Raw genomic sequence first — 14907 nt, forward strand, 5'->3', positions numbered from 1 at the left:
ATTAGGTGATTGACAATAATTTTATGCTTTGATTTATACATAAAAATACATATTTTTAAAAACAAATTTAAGAATGAATTGTAAAAATCCATTATATTAAATTGACGAACTGTGCTAAATGTGTTAAAATATAAAGCGGCTGAGCAAATTTAATAGTAAATTTGGTAAAAGGGGAATTATATGAGTGATACTATTAAAAAAAATAAATATAAATCCTTCAACTTTTCAGAGCACCCTATTTTGACTCTTGGGCTTATTTGCTTTTGTTTGGCACTCATATTCGGAACAGTACCGTTTTCAACTACTGGAATAATACTTCTACTTTGTATCGCATTTATAATTATAGTAGTAACATTTTGGCAAAGCAAAGACGATGAGAGCTTTAAAATAACCTCTATTAAAGCAATCAGCTATGTATCTATGCTATTTATAGCCTACTGTATAATGGCTATACAACAAAAATCTGGAGCTTTTCTATTTCTCTTTGCAGTATTTCTTGCAATAATCTATGGAATACATTGCTATATAAACAATGTACTTGATACTAGAAAAATTATCATAATACTTTTTATTCTTGCTTTTGCATTGAAACTTGCATATATCCTCTATACAACAGTTCATCAAAGACAGCATGATGTTGAAAAATTTGATATTAACGCAAGAGGTCATGCTGCATATATACTCTATATATTCAATAACTGGTCCTTGCCTGATATTGATGTAAGAGATTATTGGCAATTTTATCACCCACCTTTGCATCATCTTCTTGCTGCGATATGGTTGAAAATACAAAGTATTTTTGGAATAGCAACAGAGGCTTCTTATGAGGGCTTGCAATACCTTACGCTTTTCTATTCAAGTGTATCTATGTATCTTTCTTATAGAATTATGCAAGAGCTTAAACTTAGAAGAATGGGACTTATAATCGCTTTTGCAATAGTTGCCTTTCACCCTACTTTTATAATTCTTGCAGGAAGTGTTAATAACGATATTCTCTCATTAACATTTATGCTTGGAGCTATTCTTAATACCATAGTGTGGTATAGAGAACAGACTTTAAAGAATATAATGAAAATTGCTTTATGCGTTGGCTTAGGAATGTTTACAAAACTCTCTGTATGGATGGTTGCTCCTGCTATTGCGATTGTTTTTCTTATTGTATTAATCAAAAATAGAAAAAATTTCAAAAGCCTTATTGGACAGATGCTTGCATTTGGTGGCGTATGTATACCACTTGGACTTGGCTGGAGCATAAGAAATTATCTTATGCATAAAGTTCCTTTCACCTATGTACCTAAGCTTTCTGTGACTAATAGCCAGTATATTGGTTATTATAGCATTTTTGAAAGGCTTTTTGACTTCAATTTCAGCCAATTTGATAGCGTTTATACTCAATTTGTATTCTACGCTGGAAAGTACTTTGAATATAATCCTACAATAGCACTATTTAAAACAGCTATGTTTGATGAAATCATAAATGACACATACTACCCTGAAATAAAATTCAGTGGGGTTGTGCTTTTCTGGTCGGGCGTGGTTCTTGCATTACTTGGCGTTATTGCAATGGTCTACATACTTATTAATAAAAGAAGTATGAAGCCTATATTTAAGGTTTTCTTTGCATTACTTTTTGTTGTAATTTTAGGCTCTTACTATATTTTCTGCTTTGAGTTTCCGTTCACTTGTACGCAGAATGTACGATATGTTGTTCCACTTATAGTAACTGGCGCAATGTTTATTGGCTTATGGCTGACAAAAACTCTTGGCAAAAAAACTAAATCAGCAAAAGTATTCCGAATTGCAGTCTGTGCAATTACAGTTTGTTTCTGTATCTCGTCTGCAGTGACCTATACTTTAATTGGAATATAATTTAAAAGGAATGAAATAAGATGGAAAAGGTAGTAATAATTGGTGCAGGTCCTGCGGGCTTAACAGCAGGCTTGGAATTATTATCAGATGGAAATAAAAACTATGATGTAGTTATTCTTGAGGAATCTAATGCTATTGGCGGAATTTCTCGAACCGTTTATCACAACGGTAACAGAATGGATATAGGTGGACATCGTTTTTTCTCAAAGAGCGATGAAGTTATGAATCGTTGGAAAGAACTTATGCCACTTCAAGGTAAAAAATCCTATGATGATAAAGTTCTTAATCGTGAAAGCCCAGTATATGAAAATGGTCCTGACCCAGAAAATGAGGACAGGGTTATGCTTGTTCGTCATAGAGTTTCAAGAATTTACTATAAAAAGCATTTCTTTGATTATCCAATTTCTATGAAACCTCAAACAATTAAAAATATGGGACTTGGCACAACTTTTGTCGCAGGTTGCAGCTATATGAAGTCTACTGTTGCTAAGAAAAAGGAAACTTCGCTTGAGAATTTCTATATAAATCGCTTTGGCAAAAAGCTTTATTCTATGTTCTTTGAAGGCTACACTGAAAAACTTTGGGGCAGACACCCTAAAGAAATCGCTGCTGACTGGGGTTCTCAGCGTGTTAAAGGTCTTTCTATAAAAACACTACTCAAAGATATGTTCTCTAAGGCTTTTGGTAAAAAGGATAACAAAAATGTTGAAACCTCACTTATTGAGCAATTTTGGTATCCTAAGTTCGGTCCTGGTCAACTTTGGGAAATTGCTGCTAAAGAATTTGAAAAACTTGGCGGAAAAATCCTTATGAATACCTCTGTTAAAGAAATTAATCTTGAAAATGGTTCAATTAAATCTGTTAAATGCGAAACTTCAAATGGTTTAACTGAAATTAATGGCGATATTTTTATCTCCTCAATGCCTCTCAAGGACTTAGTAGCTGGTATTAAAGGTCAAACTATACCTCAAAATATTGCTAATATTGCAAGTGGTCTGCCCTATCGTGATTTCGTAACAGTAGGTTTGCTTGTACCAAAGCTTGCTCTAAAGAACGAAACTGAAATCAAGACTATGGGCAACATTGTTCCTGACTGCTGGATTTATGTTCAAGACACAAATGTTAAGCTTGGCAGGATACAGATATTCAATAACTGGTCGCCTTATATGGTAAAAGATGTTGAGCATACTGTTTGGATTGGTCTTGAATATTTCTGCACTGAAGGTGACAATTTCTGGAATATGAATGATAATGAGTGTATCGACTTTGCAGCCAAAGAACTTGAAAAGATGGGAATTATTTCAAGTGGAGATGTTCTTGATTCACACAGAGAACGCGTTAAAAAAGCTTATCCTGCATATTTTGATACTTATTCACAAATAGATGAGCTTATTGCATATATAAATACTATTCCAAATTTATATTGTGTTGGAAGAAATGGTCAACATCGTTATAACAATATGGACCATTCAATGCTTACAGCTATTCGTGCAGTTGAACATATTAAATCTGGTAACACAGACAAATCTGAAATATGGAAAGTAAATACCGAGAAAACTTATCACGAGGGCAAAGAACAGTCAACAAACCAAAGTGAAAAGGCATAGTATTTAGATTAACAAATAAATTTTTGATAAAAATTATAGAGCATATTTGATATTTCCTGAAATCTGCAGGAGTTTATCAAATATGCTCTATTTTTAGGCTATAATAAAAGTTGTGGTAGAAAAAGAGCCTACAAGTAAAAAAGTAGAGCATATTTTAACCAAAATCCGTTAAAATAAAATTGCTTAGAAACCTGAAACGGAGGACAAAATATGCTCTATAGATATTTTACAGAAAAACTCTTAGGATGACTTTTAAAAAATCATTGCTTGCAAAGACAGAAAGTCCGCTAAAGAGGCTCTGTCAGATTGGATTACCTCGGCATTTGATTGCAGTGCCAAGGCAGCACAAAATTAATTGACAAAATATTTAATTTGTTTTTCCGTACCAATCACCAATAGCTTTATTGAAAGTTGTAGCAACAAAATCAAGGTTCTTAATAAAAAAATGCTTACAACTACAGAAATTTCAAGTTCTTTCACAACCGCATTTTACATATGTTTTCCAACAAACATATCAATTCTACAATAAAACAAGCGACTGTTTAATTCTCTGCCACTTGTAATTACACTTTATTCTATTTTTCGGGTCACCCCAACTATATTTACATTGAGCCGTATTTTTCCACTATATTTTAGAATTATCTGTGTTCTCTTTGATGTGAAAAAATATATGTATTATTATTTTAATCTAAGTTTAACAAGGATTCCCTTTACTGATACTACATTATTCAAGCAAAATCTTTATACTGCGATTGACCATTATATCAGTGAAAAGAATTATGATAAATCAAAGACTTCAGGAGAAAATATCGACTATTTCGTAAATTCTGCAACTGATATTTATGTAAATCAGATTTCTATACATTTCTTCTCAGTAGTTGCAAATTACATATACAAGGCTCAACCATTGGTGAATGGCTTGATAATTGGTTTGAGCATAGCTGCACTGATTATCGCTGCTATAATTTTCCTTACCAATAAATATAGACACAGAAGATTTCGTTATCTTTACTATGGTCTTATCGGGGCTGGTATTACAACGGCAGTTATTCCCTGCTTTGTATTGCTCTCAGGAAAAATTCCTCAAATCAATATAAATACCCGTTCATTATACAATCTGTTTATAAATTATTTTAACGGATTATTTGCAAGCTTCTGGATTTATGTTGTGATTATTTTAGTTTTAGCTATACTCACCTTGTTCTTATATATGAAATATTACAAGAGAGCTGTTTCAGAACATTCTAATTAAAGATTTTGGATAAAAAGTCCTTGGATTTGATTCCGAGGACTTTTTATTATACATTATTTACTTTTAATTATTAATCTTTTTTAGATAAATCTATGCTTCTTACCTTATCTCTAACCTTTAAGACAAAGCCTGGTGAAACAGATAGTTCATCTATTCCCATCCTAAGAAAAGTTTCTGTAAGTGTTGTATCAGCGGCAAGCTCTCCGCAAATGCCTATCCAAGCACCATTTTTATGAGCATTCTGGGCGGACATTTCAATCAATCTGAGAATCGCCTCATGGTGTGTATCACAAAAGCTTTCTATCTTGGAATTTTGTCTATCGCAAGCTAATGTATACTGTGTGAGGTCATTAGTTCCAACACTGAAAAAGTCTACCATTGGTGCAAGTCTATCACTGATTATTGCAGCGGCAGGTGTTTCAATCATAATTCCCAACTCTACATCTTCGGAATATGCAATACCATCTGAACTAAGCTCCGTTTTAACAATATCGCAGATTTCTTTTATTTGTATAAGCTCTGAAACAGATGTAATCATCGGAAACATTATTCCAAGCTTGCCATAAGCTGATGCTCTATACAAAGCCCTTAGCTGTGTTTTGAATATTTCAGGTCTTGTAAGACAAATTCTGATTGCTCTATATCCAAGAGCTGGATTCTGTTCCTTATCAAGCTCAAAATAATCAACCTGCTTATCCGCGCCTATATCAAGAGTTCTTATTATAACCTTTTTATTGCCCATTGATTCAAGAACCTTTTTATAAGCATTGAATTGTTCTTCCTCTGTCGGATAGCTACTGTTTTCGAGATAGAGAAATTCACTTCTGAAAAGTCCTATACCGCCCGCATCATTTTCTAAAACAGATTTTACATCATCTACTCCGCCTATGTTTGCATAAATATTGATTTTTGTACCGTCAAGAGTTATGTTTTCCTTACCTTTAAGGTCGAGCAAGAGCTTCTTCTTTTGAATATCCTCTGCTTGTTTCTTTTCAAGTCTTTCGAGAGTTTCATTATCAGGGTCAACGAAAATCTCACCTGTATAACCATCAACTATTGCTGTTATGCCATTTTTGATTTTATTCAGGAATGCTTCTCCTACACCTATTACAGCAGGAATATTCATATTTCTGGCGAGAATTGCTGTGTGAGAATTTGATGAACCATATGCTGTTACAAAGGCATAAACCTTATCCTTATCAAGCAAAATAGTTTCACTTGGCGAAAGGTCATCAGCACAAACTATCATCTTGTCGCTCATTGCATTTTCACTTTCTGCGTCCATAGATAGATTTCTGATTATTCTATTTGAAATATCCTTTACATCAGCCGCTCTCGCTTGCATATATGAATCGTCCATAGACGCAAACATTTCAGAAAAATTTTCGGCTGTTACCGAAACAGCATATTCTGCATTTACATGCTTGCTTTCAATCATATCTGAAATTGAGTCATTATAATCGTCATCTTCAAGCATCATCATATGAATTTCAAATATCTGAGCGTTAGCCTCTCCGACATCTTTCAATGCTTTTTCGTAAATTTCCTGAAGCTGAGCTATTGATTTTTCTTTTGCTGCCTGAACTCTTGCTTTTTCTGCATCTATATCTTCTATATGAAGCTTAGTTATAGCAATTTGCTGACGGCTGAATATAGAAATCTTACCTATTGCGATTGCACCATAAACACCTTTACCTGTATATATCCTCATTATTTTCACCTCTTATAAAAATTGCCGCCGTATATGAGCCATACGGCGGCAAACTAATCTAATTTTTTAAATTATTCGCCGAAACCGCTTTCAAAAAGCTCAACTGCCTTATCAAGAGCTGCCTGTTCGTTCTCGCCGTCTGCGGTAATCTCTACCTGAGTACCGCATTTAATTCCTGCTGCCATAATCTGCATAACTGCTGTTGCCTTTGCTTTTTTATCAGCAGTATTTAACATCACTGTACAGCCTGGGAACTTTTTCATCTCCGCAACTAACATTCCTGCTGGACGCATATGAATTCCTTGTACATTTTTTACTTCCACTGTCTTTGATACCATAGTTAAAATCTCCTTTTTATTTAAATTTATTTTTTAGCTATTAAAATGTTTTTAAACTATTTTAATTTTTAATTTTCTTCTTGAACAATGCAAGTAAAAGCATTCCAACAACTGAACCTATTACAAGTGAAAGCAAGTACATTGGCCAGTTGCCTATAACTGCTATTACGAATATACCGCCATGAGGTGCCATAAGTGTGCAGCCAAATGCCATTGACAAAGCACCTGCAACGCCTGCTCCTATCATACAAGCTGGAATAACTCTCAGTGGGTCTGCTGCTGCATAAGGAATAGCACCCTCTGTAACAAAGCTAAGTCCCATAATGTAGTTGACTGGACCATTTTTTCTTTCCTCTTCTGTCCATCTGTTCTTGAAGAATGTTGTTGAAAGAGCGATTGCAAGAGGAGGAACCATTCCGCCAATCATAACTGCTGCCATTATATCATAGCTACCAGAAGCAATAGCCGCTGTACCGAAAACATAAGCTGCTTTGTTGAATGGGCCACCCATATCAATAGACATCATAGCACCAAGTATGCAGCCAAGGAGAATTTTACTTGAGCTTCCCATACTATTAAGGAGGTTTGAAATGCTTGTGTTAATCATTCCCATAAATGGGTTGACTGCACACATTATAACTGCGATAATTCCTAAGCCAACAAGTGGATAAATCAAAACTGGCTTAATACCATTGAGAGCCTTTGGCAATTTATCGCAAAGCTTTTCAACGCCGAGCATAAGATAGCCACCTGCAAAACCTGCAAGTAATGCTCCGAGGAAGCCTGATGGAACATCTCCACCAACCGCAGCAAAGGTTGAACCTTTTGTTGCAAGATAACCACCTACAAGTCCTACTAAGAAGCCAGGTCTATCTGCAATACTCTTGCCGATATAACCAGCAAGAACTGGAATCATAAAGTTAAATGCAAAGTCACCGATTGTCTTGAAGAATTTTGCAGCAGCTGTATATGTTCCGAAATCACCCGTTTGTGGAGCACCTGCTATTGTATCAATAAGGAAAGCAAGTGCAATGAAGATACCGCCTGCAATAGTAAATGGAAGCATATTTGAAACGCCGTTCATAAGATGCTTATACAGCTTTCTGCCAAAGCTTTCATTACCACTTGAGGCACTTTCTGCTGCTGCACCTGAATGATGATATATAGGAGCATCTCCAGAAACTATTCTGTTTATAAGCTTCTCTGGAATCTTTATTCCGTCTGAAACCTGTGTTGAAATAACTTTTTTGCCATCAAATCTTGCCATTTCAACATTTTTATCGGCTGCAACAATAATACCATCACAATTTTCAATTTCTTCTTTTGTGAGAATATTCTTTGCACCGCCAGAGCCGTTTGTTTCAACCTTGATTGTTATACCAAGCTTTTTGCCGGCTTTTTCGAGTGCTTCTGCCGCCATATAAGTATGTGCTATTCCTGTCGGACAGGCTGTTACTGCAAGAACTCTATATCCTGTCTTACTTTCTGCAACAGCTTCCTTTGGCTCATCAGGATATTTTTCCTTTTCCATATCGTCAATGATTTTAAGGAACTCGTCCTTATTCTTTGCTGCGATAAGCTTTGCTCGGAAATCCTCGTCCATAAGGATTGTCATAAGTCTGGAAAGAACCTCAAGATGTACATCTCCATCATTTGGAGCAGCAATCATAAACAAAAGATTTGAAGGCTCTTCGTCAAGTGCTTCATAATCAACACCACTTGGAACTGTCATGGCAGCAAGTGATGGAGCTTTTACTGCTGTACTCTTTGCGTGTGGAATTGCTATTCCCTCTCCAACCGCAGTAGAACTCATTTGCTCTCGTGCTAAGATTCCTTTCTTGTATTCTGCTTTGTCGGCAATCTTTCCACTCTTTACTTGTAAATCTACAAGCATATCAATAGCTTCTGACTTAGTTTTTGGTGTGCCGTTCAACATAATGCTTTCTTTGCTAAGCAAATCAACAATACGCATAAGTTTTTCCCCCTGTTACTAATTTTTTATTTTCGTTAGATTTATCAATCTAATAGAGCCTTATTTTAAGCAAGCTGGCTAAGAAGCTTAAAAATTTCTTCTTTTTTTGCAAGTCCATCTGAAAAGGCTGTTGCACCACCCGATGCTGTACCAAGCTTTAGTGCATATTCATAATCACCTTTTTCACTGCCTGCTAAAAATCCTGCGACCATTGAATCGCCTGAGCCTGTGGAATTTTTGACTTTTCCCTCACATACCCCACAGATATGTGTTTTGTTATTTTCATCAAGAAGTACCGCTCCATCACTTGCCATAGAAACAAGAACATTTACCGCTCCCATCTCCTTTAGCTTTCTTGCATACTCTATAATTTCATCTGTACTTTTAAGCTCAACGCCGAACATTTCGCCAAGCTCGAAATTATTGGGTTTAATAAGAAATGGCTTATATTTAAGTACATTCATCAATAGGTCCTTTGTAGCATCTACAACTGCCCTTACATTCTTTTCTTTCAGATAATCAAGAATCTTTTCATATATATCTGACGGTAACGAAGATGGAATGCTTCCTGCAAGAACTATTGTATCTCCACTCTGAATTTCATCAAGCTTTCTGAAAAGCTCATCTATCTTTTCTTTAGAAATCTCAGGGCCTTGAGCATTAAGCTCTGTTTCTCTGCTTGACTTTATCTTAACATTTATTCTTGAAAAGCCTTTATCAAGATGTACGAAGTCAGTTTCGATTCCTGCTGATGAAACACCTTCTTCAATAGCTTTTCCAGTAAATCCCGCAACAAATCCAAATGCTTTAGATTTTATGCCAAGCTCTGAAAGAACCATTGAAACATTGATACCTTTTCCACCAAAGTATATCTCTTCATTTTTTGTGCGATTAACCCTTCCGAGTTCAATCTCACCCGTATGAACAATATAGTCGATAGCCGGATTAAAAGTAACAGTATAAATCATTTACAAAACCTCCTTAACTGATGTATATTCTGTATATTTCTTATCCAACAATTTATCTGTAATTATTGTTGCCCGATTAAGGGGAATAAATGTAGCAGATGTTATTTTATCAAACTTTGAATGGTCTGAAAGAACATAAGCTTTTCGACTTCCATCTATTGCGGCTGTCTTGACTCTCGCTTCTCTTACATCGGGTGTAGAAAAGCCTGCCGAAACCGAAATTCCATTTGCACCTATAAAGCACTTTGTGAAATTATAGGATTTTAAGGTCATAACACATTCAGCTCCTATAATAGCTTCTGTTACAAATTTAACCTCTCCGCCAGGAATATAAACTTTAAAGCCTCTTTGTGCAAGTTTTTTTGCGTGAGTAAATCCGTTTGTTACAAAGCTCACATCTTTTTGAGGAATGAAGTCTATCATTTTTTCGGTTGTTGTTCCAGCATCTATATATACAAAATCGCCATATTCAATCAGCGAGGCGGCATATTTTGCAATGGCAATTTTTTCTTCTGCAAAAAGAGCCAGCTTTTCTTCTACATTATGCTCTATAAAACTGAAATTATCATCAAGTGCCATTGCTCCGCCATGAACCTTAACAATCTTTCCCATATCTGCAAGAGAGTTTATATCTCGCCTTACTGTTGATATTGAGGCATCAAGCATTTCACAAAGCTGTGAAAGTTTAACTGCTTTTTGTTCGTTTATGGTTTCAAGTATAATAGCCATTCTTTCTTCTGCAAGCATTTTGAATTTTCCCCTTACTGAGATCGTTTGAAATGTTTTGAAATGTTTTGACTTGTTCTGATATTATAATAGCATATTTACAACGAATTTCAAGTGTTTTCGTTCAAGATCTTTCATACAATATCGCTTTCGTATGTTTGAACAGTATTTGTTATATTTTATTGTGCAAACTCACTATATGCAAATTCAAAAAGCGTCAAATTCGTTCAAAATTTGACGCTTTTTATATGAAATCGGGATAAATAATCTAAAATTCGGGGGCTGTAAAGAAATGAATTTTAAGACTTCATTCTTCACAGTTCCTTTCAATTTTTGCAAAAAAATAAGGCAATTATTTAAAAAATGGTATGCTCCTCCTTACCACAAACAGCGTAATGTTGAAAACTCAAGCAACTTTTTGCAGTCTGATTTGTTTTGTATAAAATTTGTGAAGATTAAAGCCGATTGAAACCAAATAAATATCCAATTCGACTTTAATTTGACCTCTTCGCACTAACCTTTTGTGCCAACGGTCGTATTTCATTACACCGAAGATACCCTCAGCTTGTATCGAACGATTCATTCTGAGCAATGCTCCGTGTATGCTTTCAAGATTGTTTAAAACTTCTTGATGTATTCAAGACTCCTAAAGCGAATAAGGGACAAAGCATTAAGCTTTATCCCTTATTTTGCATATTATTCCGAAAAGCCCAGATACAAAAACTATTGTGTTCGGCTTTTCACTGTTTGGTGGAGATGACGGGAATTGAACCCGTGTCCGAAAAACGCTTACAACGGCTTTCTTCGAGCGTAGTCATTGTTTTTAAATTCCCTCAGCTAATCGCCCAAAGACAGGCTATCAACCTCGGTATCCTTAAAGTCATGACAAGGTACAAGGCACTCCCCTGTTCACGTTCACCACTAATCGACGCCTATTAAAGACCGTGGTACTTCTATAATAGACGGTCGCGCTTAATTAAGCAGCGACAGCAACAGTTTTATTGTTGTCAATTATTGTTTAAGTTGCGGATTTTATAGCGGTTCCGCACCGCTGCTCGCTTACCGGAGCTTACATTCCCCGTCGAAACCTTTACATCCCCATATATAAAGAGGAATCAGCCTCTTGAACGCTCCTTAATGGCTCTTTGCATATCACGCTTTGCATCTCGGGCAGCCATATCTTCACGCTTATCGTAAAGCTTTTTACCCTTGCAAAGACCTAGCTGAACTTTAACCTTAGAACCTTTAAAGTATAACGAAAGTGGAATCAGCGAATATCCATCTTGCTTAACCGTACCGAAAAGACGCATAATCTCACGCTTGTGCATAAGCAATCTACGAACTCTCATAGGGTCACGATTAAAGATGTTTCCCTGCTCATATGGACTTATGTGCATACCTTTTATATACAGCTCTCCATCGTCAATGCTACACCACGAATCTTTTAAATTCACTCTGCCATTGCGAATGGACTTAACCTCTGTACCGCAAAGCTCTATGCCAGCCTCCATACTTTCTATCACAAAATAATCATGGAAGGCTTTTTTATTTTGTGCTATTGTTTTTGTGTTTTCCTTAGGCACGAAAAAGCCCCCCTCTGTTTATTTTGAAATTAAATTTCCTTGCGTCCTTCTAAGGACTTTGTAAGTGTAACCTCATCGGCATATTCTATATCTCCGCCGACAGGAACACCATACGCAAGGCGTGTGACTTTTACACCAAATGGCTTTAAAAGCTTAGAAATATACATTGCAGTTGCTTCACCCTCAACAGTAGGGTTAGTTGCCATAATTACTTCTTTGATTTCATCTGTTTTGAATCTTGCAAGAAGCTCCTTAATGCGAATCATATCGGCTGTAACACCATTTAAAGGCGAAAGTGAGCCATGAAGAACATGATATAAAGCATTATATTCATGTGTACGCTCAAGAGCCATAACATCACGAGGGTCTTCTACTACACATACGAGCGACCTATCACGACAAGGGTCACTGCATATGGAACAAACATCTTTATCAGTAAGATTACAGCAAATACTGCAATATTTTATCTTGGAGTGTGCCTCCATTATTGCATCAGAAAATTTCTGTGCTTCTGCTTCCGGCATACGCAAAATATGATATGCAAGCCTGAGTGCTGTTTTATGCCCTATTCCAGGCAAACGCTCAAACTGCTCTATAAGTTTTGCCAGCGGAGCTACACTATATTCAGCCATAATTAAAATAATCCTGGAACATTAAGACCATCAGAAATCTTATCCATAGTCTGTGACTTATCAGTCTGAGCCTTTCTGATAGCTTCATTAACAGCTGCGATTACGAGGTCGCTGAGCATATCAATATCTTCTGGGTCAACAACATCTTTCTGAATCTCAAGCTTCTGAATTTCAAGCTTACCAGTAATTGTAGCAGTTACTGCTCCGCCACCTGCTGTTGCAGAATATTCCTTCTGCTCGAGTTCCTGATTAGCAACATCCATTTCAGCCTGCATCTTTTGTGCCTGACGAGCGAGCTGTTGAATGTTAGCTGCTCCAGCATTTCCGTATCCCTTTGGCATTCTTGCTTTCATATTAATTTTCCTCCGAACTATTATTTATTTCTATTGGTATTCCTGATGCTTTTGCATCGGAAGCGAATTTTAAAAGTGGGTCATCTTGTTTAACTTCATCTGGATAGGAGTATCTTCCAAGACTATAATCATTTCCAGTAATTTTTTTGATTGAATTACGCATTTTTTCTCGTTGTTCAGGCTTGCGTAAAATTTCAAAGCATATATCATTTGTCGAATCAACAAGAACATATTTTCCGCTTATATAAGCCTTACTGCCATCAAATGATGCACCAATAATCTTTGAATATTGTTTTATGTCATCTATAACCTCAGGCCATTCTTTCATTGGTACGGCTTCACTTCTGAGCTTTTCCATATCTGGTGGACGCTTAATCGGTGGTGTTCTTGTCTGAGAATGAGTTCTGCTGACAGATACTTGCTGAACTGCTGGCGGATTAGCTCTGAGCCTTTCTACCTCTTTAGTAAGTTCATCAATACGCTTTGCAACATCTTCACTTATCTCTAGCTTAGAAATTTCTGAACACAGCTTAACTGCAGTCATTTCCATTTCTATTCTGCGATTAACTCCCCTCATCATACGCTCATATGCTTTTTGTAGAGTATCTATCGCTGAAATAATTTCGTTAAGTGACATTGCAAGAGCCTGTTCACTTGTCTGGGCAAATTCCTCGTCTGTCATAACAACAAAAGGTCTTGCATCTTTTACTGTTTTAATCAGCATCATCGCTCTTAGCTGAGAACAAAGTTCATCGCAAAGTCGAGCCATATCTTTAGAATCTGTGTGTAGCTTATCAATTATCGCAAGAGCCTCTGCGGAATCTCTTTTGCGAATTGATTCAACAAGCTTAAAAAGGTATTCCCTATCTGCCAAGCCTGCGGTGTCACGAACAGTTTGTTCGTTGATATGTCGACTCCTACCCATACATTGGTCGAGCAAGGAAACCGCATCTCTCATACCGCCATCAGCAATCGAGGCAATAAGCAAAGCCGCTGAACGCTCAATCTCTGCATTTTCCTGACTGCAAATATATTCGAGTCTGTCTGCAATAGCCTGTGGCGAGATTCTATGAAAATCAAAACGCTGACAACGAGAAAGTATTGTTGCAGGAAGCTTATGAACCTCAGTTGTTGCCAAAATAAAAACAACATGAGGAGGAGGTTCTTCAAGCGTTTTTAAGAGAGCATTAAAAGCTCCTGGAGAAAGCATATGAACCTCGTCAATGATATATACACGATATTTTACACCGGCAGGGGTAAAATTTGCTTCTTCTCGAAGCATACGAATATCATCAACACCATTATTACTTGCAGCATCAATTTCTACAACATCGAGAATTGAGCCATCATCAAGACCTCTACAAGCAGCACATTTTCCACAAGGGTCGCCATCTTGCAAATCAAGGCAGTTGACAGCCTTAGCAAGAATTTTTGCACAAGAAGTTTTTCCTGTACCTCTCGAACCTGTAAAGAGATATGCGTGAGCTATTCTGTCGGCTTTAAGTTCATTTTTCAGTGTAACAGTAACCTGTGGCTGACCTGAAACCTCTGAGAAGGTTTTCGGGCGATATTTTCTATAAAGCACACGATACATTAAGCTCACCTTCCTTTTGGCTCAAAAAAACAAGACAGCCGAGGAAGTCGGTCATATGCTCTTTGGTATACTGACGAACAGATTAACTGTATCGCATGTTACAACCGCTTAATGCTGCTCGGTTCCCCGCCTGACATGGTTCACGGTGCTTCATCGTACAGCACCTATCCGCCAGCATATCAAAAAGCACATTCTGTCTTGTTATACCGATATTCTTCGGCAGTAGTGTTATTATACAATATATTTTCACAAAATGCAAGCCTTTTTTGAAAAAATTTATTATTGAAAAGGCTCGAGTGAAT

The 14907-nt window shown here is 36.5% G+C and carries 13 protein-coding genes and 2 other RNA genes; 3 read left to right on the forward strand and 12 right to left on the reverse strand.

Annotated elements, in window-relative coordinates; genetic code table 11:
* Nucleotides 1-180: 180 nt before the first annotated feature.
* The 3 genes from C9914_RS06475 (at nt 181) to C9914_RS06485 (ending at nt 4728) form a co-directional block, all read left to right on the forward strand.
* Nucleotides 181-1869 (forward strand): ArnT family glycosyltransferase, encoded by a 1689-nt coding sequence (locus C9914_RS06475; protein ID WP_106764221.1) that lies wholly within the window; start codon nt 181-183, stop codon nt 1867-1869.
* 20 nt (nt 1870-1889) lie between these two features.
* On the forward strand, nt 1890-3476 hold the full coding sequence (locus C9914_RS06480; protein ID WP_106764223.1) for an NAD(P)/FAD-dependent oxidoreductase: 1587 nt from the start codon (nt 1890-1892) through the stop codon (nt 3474-3476).
* A gap of 670 nt (nt 3477-4146) precedes the next feature.
* On the forward strand, nt 4147-4728 hold the full coding sequence (locus C9914_RS06485; RefSeq protein ID WP_106764224.1) for a hypothetical protein: 582 nt from the start codon (nt 4147-4149) through the stop codon (nt 4726-4728).
* 70 nt (nt 4729-4798) lie between these two features.
* Here C9914_RS06485 and ptsP read toward each other — a convergent pair whose 3' ends face one another.
* The 12 genes from ptsP to ffs form a co-directional block, all read right to left on the reverse strand.
* Nucleotides 4799-6439 carry a phosphoenolpyruvate--protein phosphotransferase gene (ptsP, locus tag C9914_RS06490; RefSeq protein WP_106764226.1) on the reverse strand — a complete coding sequence of 547 codons (1641 nt, stop codon included), beginning with the start codon at nt 6437-6439 and terminating at the stop codon, nt 4799-4801.
* Nucleotides 6440-6510: 71 nt separating this feature from the next.
* Nucleotides 6511-6777, reverse strand: coding sequence for an HPr family phosphocarrier protein (locus C9914_RS06495; protein WP_106764227.1), 267 nt, complete (start codon nt 6775-6777; stop codon nt 6511-6513).
* 61 nt (nt 6778-6838) lie between these two features.
* Nucleotides 6839-8749: a PTS fructose transporter subunit IIABC gene (locus C9914_RS06500; protein ID WP_106764229.1), complete on the reverse strand. Its 1911-nt coding sequence runs from the start codon at nt 8747-8749 to the stop codon at nt 6839-6841.
* A 65-nt stretch (nt 8750-8814) separates the two neighbouring features.
* A complete protein-coding gene (pfkB, locus tag C9914_RS06505; RefSeq protein ID WP_106764230.1) occupies nt 8815-9717 on the reverse strand; it encodes a 1-phosphofructokinase in 903 nt (300 codons plus the stop codon).
* Nucleotides 9718-10464, reverse strand: a complete 747-nt coding sequence (locus C9914_RS06510; protein WP_106764232.1) for a DeoR/GlpR family DNA-binding transcription regulator — start codon at nt 10462-10464, stop codon at nt 9718-9720.
* Nucleotides 10465-10849: 385 nt separating this feature from the next.
* Entirely contained in the window at nt 10850-11080 is a 231-nt protein-coding gene (locus C9914_RS06515) for a transposase (RefSeq protein WP_270750783.1), read from the reverse strand.
* A gap of 111 nt (nt 11081-11191) precedes the next feature.
* Nucleotides 11192-11543, reverse strand: a transfer-messenger RNA (tmRNA) gene (ssrA, locus tag C9914_RS06520).
* Nucleotides 11544-11558: 15 nt separating this feature from the next.
* Nucleotides 11559-12026, reverse strand: a complete 468-nt coding sequence (gene smpB / locus C9914_RS06525; RefSeq protein WP_022264167.1) for an SsrA-binding protein SmpB — start codon at nt 12024-12026, stop codon at nt 11559-11561.
* Between the two features lie 29 nt (nt 12027-12055).
* Nucleotides 12056-12658 carry a recombination mediator RecR gene (recR, locus tag C9914_RS06530; protein ID WP_022264168.1) on the reverse strand — a complete coding sequence of 201 codons (603 nt, stop codon included), beginning with the start codon at nt 12656-12658 and terminating at the stop codon, nt 12056-12058.
* Nucleotides 12659-12660: 2 nt separating this feature from the next.
* The gene (locus tag C9914_RS06535) at nt 12661-13011 is read right to left on the reverse strand and encodes a YbaB/EbfC family nucleoid-associated protein (RefSeq protein WP_022264169.1); all 351 of its coding nucleotides are present in this window, start codon (nt 13009-13011) and stop codon (nt 12661-12663) included.
* A 1-nt stretch (nt 13012) separates the two neighbouring features.
* On the reverse strand, nt 13013-14605 hold the full coding sequence (dnaX, locus tag C9914_RS06540; RefSeq protein ID WP_106764234.1) for a DNA polymerase III subunit gamma/tau: 1593 nt from the start codon (nt 14603-14605) through the stop codon (nt 13013-13015).
* A gap of 72 nt (nt 14606-14677) precedes the next feature.
* An RNA gene (gene ffs / locus C9914_RS06545) (signal recognition particle sRNA small type) lies at nt 14678-14775 on the reverse strand.
* Nucleotides 14776-14907 lie beyond the last annotated feature (132 nt).

The organism is Pseudoruminococcus massiliensis (assembly GCF_900291955.1).
GTDB lineage: Bacteria > Bacillota > Clostridia > Oscillospirales > Acutalibacteraceae > Pseudoruminococcus > Pseudoruminococcus massiliensis.